The organism is Streptomyces sp. NPDC053474, assembly GCF_044544845.1.
Taxonomy (GTDB): Bacteria; Actinomycetota; Actinomycetes; order Streptomycetales; family Streptomycetaceae; genus Streptomyces.
The window spans coordinates 16936-36664 of record NZ_JBITXV010000018.1 but is presented as its reverse complement, the minus strand read 5'-3'; the positions used below and the strand labels follow the sequence as shown (position 1 = coordinate 36664).

Here is a 19729-nt window from a genome sequence, read left to right as displayed (position 1 = left end):
GATGGAGAACGAGGACAAGCTCCGCGACTACCTCAAGCGGGCCACCACCGACCTGCGCAGCGCGCGTCGGCGCCTGCGCGAGGTCGAGGAGCGCGACAACGAGCCGATCGCCATCATCGGGATGAGCTGCCGCTACCCCGGCGGCGTCGAGTCGCCCGAGGACCTGTGGCGGCTGCTCGCCGACGACGGGGACGCCGTGGTGGAGTTCCCGACCGACCGCGGCTGGGACGTCGAGGCGCTCTACGACCCCGACCCCGACCACGCGGGCACCTCCCTCACCCGGCACGGCGGCTTCCTCCAGGGCGCCACCGGCTTCGACCCGGCGTTCTTCGGGATCAGCCCCCGCGAGGCCCTGGCGATGGACCCGCAGCAGCGCCTCCTCCTCGAAACCTCCTGGGAGGCCTTCGAACGCGCGGGCATCGACCCCGAGCAGGCCAGGGACACCCGCACCGGCGTGTTCGCGGGCGTCATGTACAACGACTACGCGGCGCGACTCCCGCAGGCACCCGAAGGGTTCGAGGGCTTCCTCGCCAACGGCAGCGCGGGCAGCATCGCCTCCGGCCGCATCGCCTACACCCTCGGCCTCGTCGGGCCCGCGGTGACGGTCGACACGGCGTGCTCGTCGTCCCTCGTGGCCCTGCACCTGGCGATGGTGGCCCTGCGCCGCGAGGAGTGCTCCCTCGCGCTCGCGGGCGGTGCCACGTTCATGTCGACGCCGCGCACGTTCGTCGACTTCAGCCGCCAGCGCGGCCTCGCGCAAGACGGCCGCTGCAAGGCGTTCTCCGACGACGCGGACGGCACCGGCTGGGGCGAGGGCGTCGGCATGCTCCTCGTCGAGCGCCTCTCCGACGCCCGCCGCAACGGCCACCCCGTCCTCGCGGTGGTCCGCGGCTCGGCGGTGAACCAGGACGGCGCCTCCCACGGCCTGACGGCCCCCAACGGACCGTCCCAGCAGGCCGTCATCACCCAGGCCCTGGCGAACGCGCGCCTCACCCCCGAGCAGGTCGACGCGGTCGAGGCCCACGGCACCGGCACCACCCTCGGCGACCCCATCGAGGCCCAGGCCCTCATCGCCACGTACGGCCAGGACCGGCCCGAGGACCGGCCGCTGTGGCTGGGCTCGCTGAAGTCGAACATCGGCCACGCCCAGGCGGCCGCCGGTGTCGGCGGCATCATCAAGATGGTCCTCGCGATGCGGCACGGCGTGCTCCCGCGCACCCTGCACGTCGACGAGCCGAGCAGCCACGTCGACTGGTCCGCGGGCACCGTGGCGCTCCTCACCGAGCGGCGGCCGTGGCCGGAGGCCGACGAACCGCGCCGCGCCGGGGTGTCCTCGTTCGGCGTCAGCGGCACCAACGCCCACGTCATCCTGGAGGAGGCGCCCGCCGCGGAGCCGGAGCCCGCGGCCGACCCCGAGCTGCCCGCCGCCCCCGTCGTGCCGTGGGCGCTGTCCGGCCGCACCCCCGACGCCCTGCGCGCGCAGGCCCGGCGGCTGCTGTCCACCGTGACGGGAAGCGCCGGATTCGATCCGATGGGCGTCGGCTTCTCGCTGGCCACGACACGGACGGCGTTCGAACACCGCGCCGTGGTGCTGGCCGAGGACCGCACCACCACCACGGACCGGCTTACCGCGCTCGCCGAGGGCCGCGGCACCCCCGGCGTCGTGATCGGCGAGGCGGAGCCGCACCGGCTGGGCTTCCTGTTCTCGGGCCAGGGCTCACAACGCCTGGGAATGGGCCGTGAACTGGCCCAGCAGTACCCGGTGTTCGCCGACACGCTGGATGCCGTACTGGACGAGTTCGACGCGTCGGTACGTGAGGTGCTGTTCGGGGACGACGTAGAGGCGCTGAACCAGACCGGGGTGACGCAGCCCGCGCTCTTCGCGGTCGAGGTCGCGCTGTTCCGTCTCCTTGAGACGTGGGGCGTACGTCCCGACGTGTTGGCGGGCCACTCCATCGGTGAGCTCGCTGCCGCGCACGTGGCGGGTGTGTGGTCACTGGCGGACGCGGCGAAGGTGGTGTCGGCGCGTGCGGGGTTGATGCAGGCGCTGCCGTCGGGTGGTGCGATGATCGCGATCCAGGCTTCCGAGGAAGAGGTTGCTGCGGACCTGCCGGAGACCGTGGGTGTCGCGGCCGTGAACGGCCCGTCGGCGGTGGTCATTTCGGGTGTCTCCGCCGACGCGGAGGCCGTGGGCGAGCGCTGGCGTGAGGCGGGCCGCAAGGTGACCCGGCTCAAGGTCAGCCACGCGTTCCACTCGCCGCTGATGGACCCGATGCTCGACGACTTCCGCCGCGTGCTGGAGGGCGTGTCGTACGCGGCGCCCGAGATCCCGATCGTGTCGACGCTCACGGGTGCGCGGGCCAGCGCCGAGGAGTTGGCGTCGCCGGAGTACTGGGTGCGTCACGTACGGGAGTCCGTACGGTTCCACGGCGCGGTCACAGCGCTGCGTGAGCAGGGCGTCGACGTCTTCCTGGAGGTCGGCCCCGGTGGTGTGCTGTCCGGTCTCGGGCAGTCCGCCGCCCCGGAGGCCGCCTTCGTGCCCGCCCTGCGCGCGGACCGCCCCGAGCTCGTCGCGCTGACCACCGCCGTGGGCCACCTGCACGTGCGCGGCGCCGCGGTGAACCTGGCCGCCTGCTTCGACGGCAGCGGCGCCCGGCGGGTGGACCTGCCGACGTACGCCTTCCAGCGCGAGCACTACTGGCTGGACGCCCCGGCCGCCGACGAGGCCGTCGCGCGGATGTCCCCGGCCGAGGCGAAGTTCTGGGAGGCCGTGGAGGAGGGCGATCCCGCTGATCTCGCCCGGACGCTGGGCGTGTCGTCCGACGACCCGCTGAGCGCGGTCCTGCCCCGCCTCTCCGCCTGGCGCGGCAAGCAGCGGAACCGCGACACCGCCGACGCCTGGCGCTACCGGGTCGACTGGCGGCCGGTCGCCGCCGGACCCCGGCGACTCGACGGCACCTGGCTGGTCGTGGCACCGGCCGGGGAGAGCCGCGCCGAGTGGGTCGGTGACGCGGTGACCCGAGGCGGCGCCGACGCGCACGTCCTGTACGTGGACCCGGCGGCGGTCGACTGGGCGGAGCGGCTCGGCGGCGGGCCCGCTCCCGACGGCGTCGTCTCGCTGCTGGGGTTGGCCGCCGCGGACGGGTCGACCGTGCCCGCGGGTGTCGCGGCCACCATCGGCCTGTTACGGGCGCTCGGTGACGCGGACGTGTCCGCGCCGCTGTGGTGCGTGACCTCGGGCGCGGTGGCGGCGGCCGACAGCGACGAGGTGGCCGGGTTCGCCCAGTCGACCCTGTGGGGCCTGGGCCGGGTGGCCGCGCTGGAGCACCCCGGACGCTGGGGCGGCCTGATCGACCTGCCCGAGGCGCGCGACGAGACGACCGGAGACCTCCTCGCGTCGGCCCTCGCAGGGACGGCCGGTGAGGACCAGGTCGCCGTGCGCGGCGAGCGGCTCCTCGCCCGCAGGCTGCTGCCCGCACCCCTGGGCGACGCCCCCGGCGACGGCTGGTCGCCGCGCGGCACCGTCCTGGTCACCGGCGGCACCGGCGCCCTGGGCGGCCGGGTGGCGCGCTGGCTGGCGGAGCGCGGGGCCGAGCACCTCGTCCTGGTGAGCCGTCGCGGCGCGGCGGCCGAGGGCGCCGCCGACCTGGAGGCCGAACTCGTCGGCCTTGGCGCGCGCGTCACCATCGCCGCCTGTGACGCGGTGGACCGGGACGCCGTCGCGGCGCTGCTGGAGAGCGTCCCCTCGCTCACCGCCGTCGTCCACACGGCGGGCGTCGAGCGCACGGCCGCGCTCGCCGACCTCGACCCGGACGACCTCACCGCGTTCGCCGAGGTCCTGGCGGCCAAGGCCGACAGCGCGAGGATCCTGCACGAACTGCTGGCCGACGAGCCGCTGGACGCGTTCGTGCTGTTCTCGTCCATCGCCGGGGTGTGGGGCAGCGGCGGCCAGGCCGCCTACGGCGCGGCCAACGCCTACCTGGACGCCCTCGCCGCCCACCGCAGGGCGGCGGGCCTGCCCGCCACCGCCGTCGCGTGGGGGCCGTGGGACGGCGGCGGCATGGTCGCGGACTCGGGTCAGGCCGGGCACCTCCGGCGCGCGGGCCTCGCCCTCATGGCCCCCGACGCGGCCCTCGCGGGTCTCGGGACCGCCCTGGACCACGGCGACGGACAGGTCACCATCGCCGACGTCGACTGGGCCCGGTTCGCGGACACCTTCACGGCACAGCGGCCCAGTCCGCTCCTGCGCGAACTGCCGCAGGCCCGCGCCGTGTTCGAAGCGACCCCCGCGGAACAGGAAGGCACCTCGGCGCTCGCGCGGCGCCTGGCAGGCCTGACCGAGGCCGAGCAGGAGCGCCAGCTGACCGAGCTGGTGCGCTACGAGGCCGCGACCGTGCTCGGGCACGTCTCCGGCGACGCCTTCTCTCCCACGCGTGCCTTCAGGGAGCTGGGCTTCGACTCCCTCACGGCGGTGGAGCTGCGCGCCCGGCTCAGCGAGGCGACGGGCCTCGCCCTGCCCGCGTCCGTGGTCTTCGACTACCCGACGGCCGCCGCCCTGGCCGCCTACCTGCGGACCGAACTGTCCGGTGCGGCCCCTGCGGCCGCCGGGCCCGTGGCCGTCTCCGGAGCGACCGACGAGCCGATCGCGATCGTGGCGATGGCCTGCCGTTTCCCCGGCGGCGTGACCAGCCCGGAAGGCCTGTGGGACGCACTCCTGGCGGGCGAGGACGCGGTCACGGACTTCCCGACCGACCGAGGCTGGGACCTGGAGGGGCTCTACGCCCCCGACCCGGAGACCGCCGGTGTCGGTACGTCGTACTCCCGCAGGGGCGCCTTCCTCGACCGCGTGGCGGACTTCGACGCGGACTTCTTCGGGATCTCTCCGCGCGAGGCCCTCGCCATGGACCCCCAGCAGCGCCTCCTCCTCGAAACTTCCTGGGAGGCCTTCGAGCGGGCCGGGATCGACCCGAACGCACTGCGGGGCAGCCGGTCCGGTGTCTTCGTCGGCACCAACGGCCAGGACTACACGACGTTGATGATGGCCGCGCCGGAGACCGTCGAGGGCTACCTGGGCACCGGCAGTGCGGCGAGCGTCATCTCCGGCCGCCTGTCGTACACGTTCGGTTTCGAGGGTCCTGCCGTCACGGTGGACACGGCGTGCTCGTCGTCGCTGGTGGCCCTGCACCTGGCGGTGCAGGCGCTGCGGTCGGGTGAGTGCGAGCTGGCGCTCGCGGGTGGCGTGACCGTGATGTCGACGCCCGCCGCGTTCGTCGAGTTCAGCCGCCAGCGCGGCCTTTCGGTGGACGGCCGGTGCAAGGCGTTCTCCGACGACGCGGACGGCACCGGCTGGGGCGAGGGCGTCGGCATGCTCGTCGTGGAGCGCCTGTCGGATGCTCAGCGCAACGGCCACCAGGTCCTCGCTGTCGTACGCGGTTCAGCGGTGAACCAGGACGGTGCGTCCAATGGCCTGACCGCGCCGAACGGCCCCTCGCAGCAGCGGGTGATCCGCCAGGCGCTGGCGAGCGCGGGCCTCACTACGTCCGACGTGGACGCGGTGGAGGCCCATGGCACGGGCACGAAGCTCGGTGACCCGATCGAGGCCCAGGCACTCCTGGCGACCTACGGCCAGGACCGTGCGGCCGATCGCCCCCTGCTGCTCGGTTCGATCAAGTCGAACATCGGCCACACGCAGGCCGCGGCCGGTGTGGCGGGTGTCATCAAGATGGTGCTGGCGATGCGGCACGGCGTGCTGCCGCGCACCCTGCACGTGGATGAGCCGTCCTCGCACGTGGACTGGTCCACGGGCGCGGTGGAGCTGCTGACGGGCGAGCGTGCGTGGCCTGTGGTGGACCGGCCGTGGCGGGCTGGTGTGTCGTCGTTCGGGTTCAGCGGTACGAATGCGCACGCCGTCATCGAGCAGGCCCCCGTCGCCGAGCGGAAGGAAGTCCCGGAGCCGCTGCCTGCTGGTGCTGTCGTGCCGTGGGTCCTGTCGGCGAGGTCCGGCGAGGCGCTACGGGAGCAGGCCGCACGGCTGAAGTCCTTTGTCGATGAGTCGTCGGACCTGTCAGTGGCGGACGTGGGCCGCGCCCTGGTGTTCTCGCGAGCGGCGCTGGAGCACCGCGCGGTGGTGGTCGGTGCCGACTCGTCGGAGCTGCTCGCTGCCTTGGAGGCGGTGACTGAGGGGCGGGCCAGCGGCACGGCGGCCACCGGTGTGGCGGACGAGTCCGGTCGGGTGGGTTTCCTGTTTGCGGGTCAGGGGTCGCAACGCCTGGGTATGGGGCGGGAGTTGGCGGCGCGGTTCCCGGTGTTCGCAGGGGCGCTGGATGCCGTGCTGGGTGAGTTCGACGCGTCGGTGCGTGAGGTGTTGTTCGGGGATGACGTCGAGGCGTTGAACGAGACGGGGGTGACGCAGCCCGCGTTGTTCGCGGTTGAGGTGGCGTTGTTCCGTCTTCTTGAGTCGTGGGGTGTACGTCCGGACGCGCTGGCGGGTCACTCCATTGGCGAGCTTGCTGCCGCGCATGTTGCGGGTGTGTGGTCGCTGGCGGATGCGGTGAAGGTGGTGTCGGCGCGTGCGGGGTTGATGCAGGCGCTGCCGTCGGGTGGTGCGATGGTCGCGATCCAGGCTTCCGAGCAAGAGGTTGCTGCGGACCTGCCGGAGACCGTGGGTGTCGCGGCCGTGAACGGCCCGTCGGCGGTGGTCATTTCGGGTGTCGCCGCCGATGCGGAGGCCGTGGGCGAGCGCTGGCGTGAGGCGGGCCGCAAGGTGACCCGGCTCAAGGTCAGCCACGCGTTCCACTCGCCGCTGATGGACCCGATGCTCGACGACTTCCGCCGGGTACTGGAGGGCGTGTCGTACGCGGCGCCCGAGATACCGATCGTGTCGACGCTCACGGGTGCGCGGGCGAGTGCCGAGGAACTGTCTTCGGCGGAGTACTGGGTGCGGCACGTGCGGGAGTCCGTACGGTTCGCCGACGCCGTGAGCACGCTCGCGGGTGACGGAGTAGGTACGTTCGTGGAGGTCGGCCCTGGCGGGACGCTGTCCGCGCTCGGTGGCGGCAGCGCGCCCGACGCGGTGTTCCTGCCCGCGCTGCGGGCCGACCGGCCCGAGGAGACGGCCCTCGTCACCACGGTCGGCGCGCTGCACGCGCGGGGCGTGGCGGTCGACTGGAGCGCCTTCTTCGCGGGCGGCGGGGCGCCGCTGGTGGATCTGCCGACGTACGCGTTCCAGCGGGAGCGCTTCTGGCTGGACGTGCTGCCGTCGGTGGGTGATGTGTCGGCGGCGGGGTTGGGTGCTGCGGAGCATCCGCTGTTGGGTGCGAGTGTTGCGCTTGCCGGTACGGATGGTGTGCTCCTGACGGGCCGGTTGTCGGTGCAGAGTCACCCGTGGCTGGCTGATCACGAGGTCATGGGTGCGGTGGTGTTGCCGGGTTCGGCCTTTGTGGAGCTGGCGGTGCGGGCGGGGGACCAGGTCGGGTGTGACCTGGTGGAGGAGCTGACCCTGGAGGCGCCGCTCGTACTGCCTGGGGACGGCTCGGTGCGGGTACAGGTGTCGGTCGGGGCCCAGGACGCCTCGGGCGGGCGGGAGGTGACCTTCTACTCCAGCACGGGCGAGGTGGAGGAGGCGTCCTCCTGGACCCGCCACGCCGTGGGTGTGCTGCGTGAGGGCGGCCGCTCGGCCGGGCCTTCCCTGGTCGCTTGGCCGCCCGCCGGTGCGGAGGCCGTGGACCTGGACGGGTTCTACGACCGCGTGGCCGACCCCGACTTCGCCTACGGGCCGGTGTTCCGGGGGCTGCGGGCCGTGTGGCGCAAGGGCGACGAGGTGTTCGCCGAGGCCGTCCTGCCGGAAGGCGTGGACGCGGGAGGGTTTGGTCTGCATCCGGCGCTCCTTGACGCCGCGCTACATACCATGGGGCTGATGGGTGAGGCCGACGGGACGGGCAGGCTGCCGTTCTCGTGGTCGGGTGTGCGGTTGCACGCTGCGGGGGCGACGGTCCTTCGGGTGCGCTTGGCGCCCACTGGGGCGGACGGGGTGTCGCTGACGGTCGCTGACGGAGCGGGTGCTCCGGTCGCCACGGTTGACTCGCTGGTGCTGCGCCCGGTGTCGCTGGACCAGTTCGCCGGGGACGATCGCGGTGACTCGCTCTTCGGTGTCGACTGGGTGCCGGTCGCCCTGCTCGACGGTGATGTTCCGACGGCTCAGTGGACCGATCTGGGGGCGCTGGCGGGGTCGTGGGACGGGGAGTCGTCGGACTTCGTGGTGCTGTCGTGCCCGGTGGACTCCGCGTCCGGCCCGGTGGTGGGTGCGCATGAGGCCGCGTACTGGGCGCTGAACGCGGTGCAGACGTGGCTCGCGGACGCTCGGTTCGCTGCGGCACGTCTGGTGGTGGTCACCAGGGGTGCTGTGAGCACCACGCCTGATGACGGTGTGCGGGATCTGGCGCAGGCCTCGGTGTGGGGTCTGGTGCGGTCGGCTCAGTCGGAGAATCCGGACCGGGTCGTGCTGGTCGACCTGGACGATGAGGCGGCTTCCCTGGAGGTGCTGCCGTCCGCGCTGGCCACGGGGGAGCCGCAGCTCGCGGTGCGTTCCGGCGAGGTCCGAATACCCCGCCTGGCCCGGGTCGCACAGCCCGTCGTGGACGACCCCGGCTTCGGCGCGGGCACGGTCCTGGTCACCGGCGCGACAGGCACCCTGGGCGGCCTGGTCGCTCGCCACCTGGTCGCCGAACGCGGCGTACGAAGCCTGCTCCTGGCGAGCAGGCGCGGTGCGGCAGCCGAGGGCGCGGAGGAGCTGTGCGGCGAACTCACCGCGCAGGGAGCGGAGGTCGTGCTCGCGGCCTGTGACGTAGCGGACCGTGAGGCCGTCGAGGCCCTGCTGGCCGAGCACCAGGTCACTGCCGTGGTGCACACGGCGGGCGTCTTGGACGACGGTGTGATCGGCTCGCTGACACCCGAGCGGATCGACACCGTCTTCCGGCCGAAGGTCGACGCGGCCTGGCACCTGCATGAGCTGACCGCCGACCTGGACCTCTCCGCGTTCGTCCTCTTCTCCTCGGCCTCGGGCGTCTTCGGGGCCCCCGGACAGGGCAACTACGCGGCGGCGAACACCTTCCTGGACGCACTCGCCGAGCACCGCCGCGCCCAGGGCCTGCCCGCGACCTCGCTGGCCTGGGGCCTGTGGGAGACCGCCGACGGTATGGCAGGCAGCCTCGACGAGAACGACGTACGCCGCATCACCAGCGGCGGCGCCCTCCCGATCGGCCCGACCGAGGGTCTGGCGTTGTTCGACGCGGCGGGTTCCACGGGACGGGCCACGGTGGCTCCGATGCCACTGGACCTCCCGGCCCTGCGCCGCCAGGCGCGCACTCAACCGGTGCCGCACCTCCTGCGTGGTCTCGTACGCGGCACCGCACGCAGGACCGCCGCACCCGAGGCCGCCCGCTCCGCGCTCGCCAAGTCCCTCGCAGGGCTGACCGAAGCCGAGCGGGAGAAGGCGCTCCTCGACCTGGTGCTCGGCCACGTCGCCGCCGTGCTCGGGCACAGCTCCGCCCAAGTCATCGCGCCCGAGCGGGCGTTCAAGGAGCTCGGCTTCGACTCGCTCAGCTCCGTCGAGCTGCGCAACCACCTGGGCGCGGCCACCGAGTTGGCGCTGCCCTCCACGCTGGTCTTCGACTTCCCGACGCCCGCCGCCCTCGCGGCACACCTGCGTGCCGAGCTGCTGGGCGGGGCCCTCGACGTCACGGTCGGCGGACCCGTCGTGGCCGCGACCGACGACCCGATCGCGATCGTCGCGATGAGCTGCCGGTTCCCCGGCGGGGTCGAGTCCCCGGAGGACCTGTGGCGTCTGGTGACCGAGGGCGGCGACGCCGTGTCGGAGTTCCCGACCGACCGTGGCTGGGACGTGGAGGCGCTCTACGACCCGGACCCGGACGCGGTGGGGACCACATACCTGCGGTCGGGCGCCTTCCTGTCGGACGTCTCCGGGTTCGACGCGGGCTTCTTCGGGATCTCTCCGCGTGAGGCCCTCGCCATGGACCCGCAGCAGCGCCTCCTCCTTGAAACCTCCTGGGAACTCCTGGAGCGGGCCGGGGTCGACTCGGCGTCGCTGCGCGGCGAGCGCGTCGGCGTCTTCGTGGGCTCGAACGCGCAGGACTACGGCCTTGTGGTCGGCGGCGCCGCCGAGGACGTGGGCGGCTACATGGCGACCGGCAACGCGGCCAGCGTGGCCTCGGGCCGCCTGTCGTACACGTTCGGCTTCGAGGGTCCCGCCGTCACAGTGGACACTGCGTGCTCGTCGTCTCTGGTGGCCCTGCACCTAGCGGTGCAGGCGCTGCGCTCGGGTGAGTGCGAGCTGGCGCTCGCGGGTGGCGTGACCGTGATGTCGACACCCGGTGCCTTCATCGAGTTCAGCCGCCAGCGCGGCCTCGCGCAGGACGGCCGGTGCAAGGCGTTCTCCGACAGCGCCGACGGCACCAGTTGGGGCGAGGGCGTCGGCATGCTCCTGGTCGAGCGCCTGTCGGACGCTCAGCGCAACGGCCACCAGGTCCTCGCCGTCGTACGCGGTTCAGCGGTGAACCAGGACGGTGCGTCCAATGGCCTGACCGCTCCGAATGGTCCGTCGCAGCAGCGGGTGATCCGCCAGGCCTTGGCGAGCGCGGGCCTGACCACGTCCGACGTGGACGCGGTGGAGGCCCATGGCACGGGCACGAAGCTGGGTGACCCGATCGAGGCGCAGGCGCTGCTTGCCACCTATGGCCAGGACAGGCCTGAAGGGCAGCCGCTGCTGCTCGGTTCGATCAAGTCGAACATCGGTCACACCCAGGCCGCCGCCGGTGTGGCGGGCGTCATCAAGATGGTCATGGCGATGCGGCACGGCGTGCTGCCGCGCACCCTGCACGTGGACGAGCCGTCCTCGCACGTGGATTGGTCCGCTGGGGCGGTGGAGTTGCTCACCGGTGAACGTGCGTGGCCTGTGGTGGACCGGCCGTGGCGGGCAGGTGTGTCGTCGTTCGGGTTCAGCGGTACGAACGCGCACGCCGTCATCGAGCAGGCCCCGGTGCGGCCCGCTGAGCAGGGACCGGCAACGGAGCCTGCGTACGAGGGCCTTGTTCCGTGGGTGCTGTCGGCGGGCGACGAGGCCGCGCTGCGCGGCCAGGCCGAGCGGCTGTTGTCCGTGGTGGACGAGCACGCGCCCGTCGATGTCGGCTACTCGCTCGCGACGTCGCGGTCGGCCCTGGCACGCCGCGCGGTGGTGGTCGGCGCCGACCGGTCCGAGTTCCTTGCCGCTTTGACGGCTGTGGCGCAGGGCCAGGCCAGCGGTGCTGTGGTCACGGGTGTGGGGGATGCGTCCGGCCGGGTGGGCTTCTTGTTCTCGGGGCAGGGGTCGCAACGCTTGGGTATGGGGCGGGAGTTGGCGGCGCGGTTCCCGGTGTTCGCAGGGGCGCTGGATGCCGTGCTGGGTGAGTTCGACGCGTCGGTGCGTGAGGTGTTGTTCGGGGATGACGTCGAGGCGTTGAACCAGACCGGGGTGACGCAGCCCGCGCTCTTCGCGGTCGAGGTCGCGCTGTTCCGTCTTCTTGAGTCGTGGGGCGTGCGTCCGGACGTGTTGGCGGGTCACTCTATTGGTGAGTTGGCTGCCGCGCATGTTTCGGGTGTGTGGTCGCTGGCGGATGCGGTGAGGGTGGTGTCGGCGCGTGCGGGGTTGATGCAGGCGCTGCCGTCGGGTGGTGCGATGGTGGCGATCCAGGCTTCCGAGGAAGAGGTTGCTTCGGATCTGCCGGACACGGTGGGTATCGCTGCGGTCAACGGGCCCACCTCGGTGGTGATTTCGGGTGTCTCCGCTGAGGCGGAGGCCGTGGGCGAGCGCTGGCGCGAGGCGGGCCGCAAGGTGACCCGGCTCAAGGTCAGCCATGCGTTCCACTCGCCGCTGATGGACCCGATGCTCGATGACTTCCGTACGGTCCTGGAAGGTGTGTCGTACGCGGCGCCCGAGATACCGATCGTGTCGACGCTCACGGGTGCGCGGGCGAGTGCCGAGGAGTTGGCCTCGCCGGAGTACTGGGTCCGGCATGTGCGCGAGTCCGTACGGTTCGCCGACGCCGTCAGCACGCTCGCGGGCGACGGCGTAGGCACGTTCGTGGAGGTCGGGCCAGGTGGGACGCTGTCGGCGCTCGGGCAGGAGTCCGCGCCGGACGCGGCCTTCGTGCCGGTGCTGCGCGGCGACCGGCCGGAGGAGGCCGCCCTCGTCACCACGGTCGGCGCGCTGCACGCGCGGGGCGTGGCGGTCGACTGGAGTGCCTTCTTCGCGGGCAGCGGCGCGCGGCGCGTGGACCTGCCGACGTACGCCTTCCAGCACCAGCGCTACTGGCTGGACGCCCGGCCCAGCGCGGGCGCGGTCGTCCTGGACGAGGACGAGGCGCGGTTCTGGGCCGCGGTGGACAGTGAGGAGGCGACCGCACTCGCGTCGTCCCTGGGCATCACCGACGACGGGGTGAGCGATTCGCTCCGCGCCGTGCTGCCGCTCCTGTCGTCGTGGCGGCGCCAGAGGCGCGAGAAGTCCGCTGTGGACAAGTGGCGTTACACCGTCGGCTGGAAGGCCCTCGGCCACCCGGCGACGACACCCCCGTCGGGCACGTGGCTGGTCGTGGCGCCCCGGGGTGACGAGCGTGCCGCCGTGCTCGGCGAGCTCCTTGAGGCCTGTGGCCTGGAGCTCGTCACGGTCGAGACCGGTGCGACGGACCGCGCGGAGCTGGCCGACGCGCTGCGCGCCGCCCTCCCGCGAGGAGACGTCAGGGGAGTCCTGTCGCTGCTGGCGTTCGACGAGTCGGCGCACCCCGACCACCCCGCCGTACCGAACGGTGTCGCGGCCACCCTCGCGCTGGTCCAGGCGCTCGGGGACGCGGACGTGTCCGCGCCCCTGTGGTGCGTGACCTCGGGCGCGGTGTCGGCCGTCGCCGACGACACGGTCGCGGGCCTCGGGCAGTCGATGGTGTGGGGCCTCGGCAGGACCGTGGCGCTGGAGCACCCCGGCCGCTGGGGCGGCCTCGTCGACCTGCCGGAGACCGTGGACGACCGGGCGGCCGCACGGCTGTGCGGTCTGCTGGGCGGAGCGGAGGACCAGGTCGCCGTGCGCGAGACCGGAGTGTTCGCGCGCAGGCTCCGGCGGGCCGAACGGGCCGCCGCGGGCTCCGGCTGGACGCCGGGCGGCACGGTCCTGGTGACCGGCGGGCTCGGTGCCCTGGGCGCCCGGGCCGCCCGCTGGCTGGCGGCGAACGGTGCCGAGCACGTCGTCCTGGCGAGCCGCCGGGGCCAAGCGGCCGAAGGCGCGGAGGAGGTGCGGGCCGAGCTCGTCGAGCTGGGCGCGCGCGTCACCGTCGCGGCCGTCGACATCGCCGACCGGGACGGGCTCGCCGCCCTGCTCGACGGCCTGGCGGCCGCCGGTGACCCGGTCCGCGCCGTCGTACACACCGCCGGTCTCAACGACAGCGTCCCCGCCGCGGAGACCGACCTCGCGGGCTTCGCGGACGTGCTCACCGCCAAGGTGGCGGGCGCCGCGCACCTGCACGAACTCCTCGCCGACACGCCCCTCGACGCGTTCCTGTCCTACTCCTCGATCGCCGGTACGTGGGGCAGCGGAGGCCAGGTGGCCTACAGCGCCGCGAACGCCTACCTCGACGCGCTCGCCGAGCACCGCACCGCGCACGGCCTGCCGGGCACCGCGGTGGCCTGGGGCCCCTGGGCCGGAGGCGGCATGGCCGACGGCGAGGCGCAGCGGCAGCTGTCCCGGCGCGGACTCCAGGCGCTGCCGCCCGAGCTCGCGGTGGGTGCCATCGCCGACGCGGTCGGCGGCGGCACGGCGAGCACGGTCGTGGCGAACGTCGACTGGGAGCGGTTCGCCCCCGCGTTCACGATCGGCAGGCCCAGCCCGCTGCTCGACGACGTGGCCGAGGCGCGCGCCGCGGTCGCGGAGGACCGGCCCGCCGGGTCCCAGGACCAGGACGAGGAGGGCGCTGAGCTGCGCCGCCGCCTCACCGGCCTGGACGCGGCCAAGCAGCGGGAGGCGGTGCGCGCCCTCGTGGTGGCGCAGGCCGCCGCCGTCCTGGGGCACGCCTCGGCAGGCGCGGTCGAACCCGACCGGGCCTTCCGCGAGCTGGGCTTCGACTCGCTGACCGCCGTGGAGCTGCGCAACCGCCTGACGGCCGCGTCCGGCCTGACCCTGCCCGCGACCGTGGTCTTCGACTACCCCAGCCCCGCGGCGCTGGCCGAGCACCTCCTGACGGAGGTCGTGGCACCGCACGGCGTCCCGCACCCGGTGCGGGACGCCGTGGTGACGGGCGTGTCCGACGAGCCGATCGCGATCGTCGGGATGGCGTGCCGGTTCCCCGGTGGCGTGAGCAGCCCGGAGGACCTGTGGGACGTACTCCTGGCGGGCGGGGACGCCGTGTCGGAGTTCCCGGCCGACCGCGGCTGGGACCTGGAGGCGCTGTACGACCCCGACCCCGAGGGCGTGGGCACGACGTACTCGCGCAGGGGTGCCTTCCTCGACCGCGTGGCGGAGTTCGACGCGGGCTTCTTCGGGATCTCTCCGCGCGAGGCCCTCGCCATGGACCCGCAGCAGCGGCTCCTCCTCGAAACCTCCTGGGAGGTGATCGAGCGGGCGGGCATCGACCCGAACATCATCCGTGGCGAGCGCGTGGGCGTGTTCGTCGGCTCGAACGTGCAGGACTACGGGATGGTCCTCGACGGGGCCGCCGAGGACGTGGGCGGACACGTGGCGACGGGCAGCGCGGCGAGCGTCATGTCCGGCCGCCTGTCGTACACGTTCGGTTTCGAGGGTCCTGCCGTCACGGTGGACACGGCGTGCTCGTCGTCGCTGGTGGCCCTGCATCTGGCGGTGCAGGCGCTGCGGTCGGGTGAGTGCGAGCTGGCGCTCGCGGGTGGTGTGACGGTGATGTCGACGCCCGGTGCGTTCATCGAGTTCAGCCGTCAGCGGGGGCTTTCGGTGGATGGCCGGTGCAAGGCGTTCTCCGACGGTGCCGATGGCACTGGCTGGGGCGAGGGCGTGGGCATGTTGGTTGTGGAGCGTCTTTCGGATGCTCAGCGCAACGGCCATGAGGTCCTGGCCGTGGTCCGTGGTTCGGCGGTGAATCAGGATGGTGCGTCGAATGGTCTGACGGCTCCGAATGGTCCGTCGCAGCAGCGGGTGATTCGTCAGGCGCTGGCGAGCGCGGGCCTCACGGCCGCCGATGTGGACGCGGTGGAGGCGCATGGTACGGGTACGAAGCTGGGTGACCCGATTGAGGCTCAGGCGCTGCTTGCGACGTACGGTCAGGATCGTCCTGCTGAGCGGCCGCTGTGGCTGGGTTCGGTGAAGTCGAACATCGGTCACACGCAAGCTGCCGCTGGTGTGGCGGGTGTCATCAAGATGGTCATGGCGATGCGGCACGGCGTGCTGCCGCGCACCCTGCACGTGGACGAGCCGTCCTCGCATGTGGATTGGTCCACGGGTGCGGTGGAGTTGCTGACGGGTGAGCGTGCGTGGCCTGTGGTGGACCGGCCGTGGCGGGCTGGGGTGTCGTCCTTCGGGTTCAGCGGGACCAACGCACACGCCGTCATCGAGCAGGCCCCCGAGGTGACGTCCGTCGACGCCGGGCCGGTGGAGCACGGTGTCGTGCCGTGGGTGCTTTCGGCGCGGTCCGGCGAGGCGCTGCGGGAGCAGGCCAACCGGCTCCGGGAGTGGCTCGACCAGGCGACGGCCGTCTCGGTCGCCGACGTCGCGCACTCGCTGCGCGCCCGGTCCACGTTCGACCACCGGGCCGTCCTGGTGGGCCACGACCGGGAGGAGTTCCTCTCCGGCCTCAGCGCTCTGGCCGACGGCCGCGAGGCACCGAACGTCGTGACCGGCGTGGCCGAAGACCGCGGTTCCGGCGTGGTGTTCGTGTTCCCCGGCCACGGCTCGCAGTGGGTCGGCATGACACTGGAGCTCCTTGAGTCCTCGCCGGTGTTCCGCGCGCGGATGGAGGAATGCGCGCGGGCGCTGGACGAGCACGTCGACTGGTCGCTGCTCGCCGCGATCCGGGACCCCGAGCTGATGGAACGCCTGGACGTCGTCCAGCCCGCCCTCTTCGCGGTCATGGTGTCCCTGGCGGCCATCTGGCGGTCGTGGGGCGTCGAACCGAGCGCCGTCCTCGGGCACTCGCAGGGCGAGATCGCGGCGGCGTGCGTCGCGGGCGCCCTGTCCCTTGAGGACGCGGCGCGCCTCGCCGTCGTGCGGAGCAAGGCGCTGACCGTCCTCGCCGGGCACGGCGGCATGGTGTCGGTCGCCCTCGGCGTCGACGCCGTGCGGGAACTCCTGGAACCCTGGGAGGGGCGGCTCGCCGTGGGCGTCGTGAACGGACCCGCCTCGGTGGTCGTGTCCGGCGACGTCGACGCCCTCGACGAACTCGTGCGGGTCTGCGCCGACAACGGCGTGTGGGCGCGGCGGGTCCTCGCGGACTACGCCCCGCACTCCCACCACGTCGAGCGGGTCGAGGCGGAACTCCTCGCAGGGCTCGCCGACGTGGCGCCGCGCTCCGGTGACGTGCCGTACTTCTCCCCGCTCACCGGCGGATGGTTCGACACCCGGGACCTGGACGCCGCGTACTGGTACCGGAGCCTGCGGCAGACCGTGGAGTTCGCGGACTCCGTCTCCGCCCTGGTGGCGGAGGGCTTCACGACCTTCGTCGAGGCCAGCCCGCACCCGGTGCTCGCGGCGGGCCTGGGCGAACTGGCCGGACCCGACGGCGTGGTGGTCGGATCGCTGCGGCGCGGCGACGGAGGCCCTGCCCGGCTGCTGGCCTCGGCGAGCGGCCTGTTCGTCCGCGGCGGCCGGGTCGACTGGGAACTGCCCGGTGGGCGGCGCGTCGACCTGCCCACGTACCCGTTCCAGCGCGAGCGCTTCTGGCCCACCGCCACCCACGCCACGTCCGGTGACGTGACCTCGGCGGGCCTCGGGCGCGTGGACCACCCCGTCCTCGTGGCCGTCACCGAACTCGCCGACTCCGAAGGCCTCGTCTTCAGCGGCAGGCTGTCCCTGCGCACCCACCCGTGGCTCGCCGACTACCGCGTCCTGGGTGCCGCGCTGCTGCCCGGCGCGGCCTACGTGGACCTCGCGCTGCGCGCCGGAGACCACGTCGGCTGCGCGTCCCTGGACGACCTGGTCCTCGAAACGCCCCTGGTGCTGCCCGAGCGGGACGGCGTCCAGGTGCGGCTCAGCCTCGAAGGCCCTGACGCCTCGGGCAGGCGGGCGTTCACCGTGGACGCCCGCGGGGACGGGGGCGGGGACTGGACCCGCCACGCCACCGGAGCCCTCACGGCCGGGGCGGAGCCCGTCACCGACGACCTCGTCGCCTGGCCGCCGAGCGAGGCCGAACCGGTCGACGTCGACGACCACCACGCCACCGTCGCGGCCGCGTCCGGCGTCGACCACGGCCCCGCCTTCCAGGGCCTGCGCGCGGCCTGGCGCAAGGGCGACGAGGTGTTCGCCGAGGTGGCGCTGCCCGACGGCGTCGCCGCCGACGGCTACGGCCTGCACCCGGCCCTCCTCGACGGCGCGCTGCACGCCGTCGGCCTCGGGGTGAGCGCGCACGGCCTGCCGTTCTCGTGGGCCGGAGCACGACTCCTCGCGACCGGGGCGACGACGCTGCGGGTCCGCCTGACGCCGGTCGGCGTGGACGCCGTGGCGGTGCTGGTCACCGACGGCACCGGCGAACCGGTCGCCGCCGTCGACGAGCTGACCCTGCGGCCCCTCTCGGCCGACCAGCTCAACCTCGCCCGGTCCGCCCACCGCGACTCGCTGTTCGAGGTCACGTGGGTGCCCATGCCGGACGCCGCTCCCGAGAGCGGCACCTGGGCGGTGCTCGGCGGCGACACCGCACGGCCCGCCCACGCGCTCACCGCGGCCGGTGAACCCGTCGACGAGTACGGCGACCTGGCCGAGCTCATCGCCGCGGTCGACGCCGGTGTGCCCGTGCCCCGGTACGTGGCCGTGACTCCCGGCGAGGGCGCGACGACCCCGCGCGAGGCGACGAGCCGCACCCTCGGCCTGCTCCAGGAGTGGCTCGCCGACGACCGGTTCGCCGAGTCCCGGCTCGTACTGCTGACCAGCGGCGCGGTCGCGGCCGGGCCGGACGAGGACGTCCCGGACCTGGTGCGCGCCCCCGTGTGGGGCCTGGTGCGGGCGGCACAGTCCGAACACCCCTCGCGCTTCGTGCTCGTCGACGTCGACGGACACGAGAAGTCGCTGTCCAGGCTGCCCGTCGCCGTGGCGACCGGGGAACCCCAGGTCGCCGTCAGGAACGGCACCGCCACGGTGGCCAGGCTCGCCCGGCTCGCCGTGCCCGCCGACGCGCCCGAGCCGGTGGCGTTCGCCGCCGACGGCACGGTGCTGATCACCGGTGGACTCGGCGTGCTCGGCGGCGTCACCGCACGGCACCTCGTGGCCCGCCACGGCGTCCGCGACCTGGTCCTCACCGGCAGGCGCGGCGCGGCCACGCCGGGCGCCCCGGAACTCTGCCGGGAACTGGCGGAACTCGGCGCCAGGGTCACGGTCGTGGCGTGCGACGTGAGCGACCGCGCCGCGGTCGCCGCGCTCCTCGCCGAGCACCCCGTGACCGCCGTCGTGCACACCGCGGGCGTACTGGACGACGGCGTGATCGAGTCCCTGACCCCGGAGCACATCGACACGGTGCTGCGCCCCAAGGCCGACGCCGCGCACCACCTGCACGAGCTGACGCTCGGAACGGACCTCACGGCGTTCGTCCTGTTCTCCGCCGTCGCCGGCGTGTTCGGCGGGCCCGGGCAGGGCAACTACGCGGCCGCCAACGCGTACCTCGACGCGCTCGCCCAGCACCGCCGGGCCGCCGGACTGCCCGCGACCTCGTTGGCCTGGGGCCTGTGGGCCGAGGCCAGCGGCATCACCGGGCACCTCGACGACGCCGACGTCCAGCGGATGGCGAGGGGCGGCATGGTCCCGCTGTCCTCCGAGGACGGCATGGCCCTGTTCGACGCGGCACGCGCGAGCGGCGCCGCGACCGCGGTGCCCGCCGCGATCGACCTGGCCGCGCTGCGGGCCCACCCGGAACAGGTGCGGCCGATGCTGCGCGCGCTGGTGCCCACCCCCGCGCGCCGGGCCGCGCGGTCCGGCTCCGGCTCCGGCGCGGTGCCGCTCGCCCAACGCCTCGCCGGGCTCACCGAGGCAGAGCAGGACCGGGCGCTCGTGCACCTCGTCCGCACCCACACCGCGGCCGTCCTCGGCTTCGCGGGGCCGGACGCCGTCGAGGCGGACCGGGCGTTCAAGGAGCTCGGCTTCGACTCGCTGACCGGAGTGGAGCTGCGCAACAGGCTCGACGCCGAGGTCGACGCGCGGCTGCCCGCCACCCTGGTGTTCGACCACCCGAACCCGGCGGCGCTCGCCGCCCACCTGCGGACGACGGTGCTCGCCGACGGCGGCACGGCCGCCGCCGGAGTCCTCAGCGAACTCAACAAACTGTCGGTCACCATCTCCAAGCTCGACCCGGACGACGAACTCGCCGGAGACATCCGGCTCCGGCTCCGGTCGCTCCTGTCCACCTGGGACGACAAGGAGCCCGAGGCCGAGGCGGACGATCTGACCTCGGCGACCCTCGACGACGTCTTCGACATCATCGACGAGGAACTCGGAAAGGCCTGACCAGCCGGTTCTCGGACTGTCAGC

The 19729-nt window shown here is 73.7% G+C and carries 1 protein-coding gene; it reads left to right on the top strand.

Annotation, left to right across the window (positions count from 1 at the left end; all coding sequences use genetic code 11):
* The first annotated feature begins 1 nt into the window (after position 1).
* Positions 2-19705, top strand: a complete 19704-nt coding sequence (locus ACIG3E_RS33755) for a type I polyketide synthase (protein WP_399623499.1) — start codon at positions 2-4, stop codon at positions 19703-19705.
* The last annotated feature ends 24 nt before the right edge of the window (positions 19706-19729 follow it).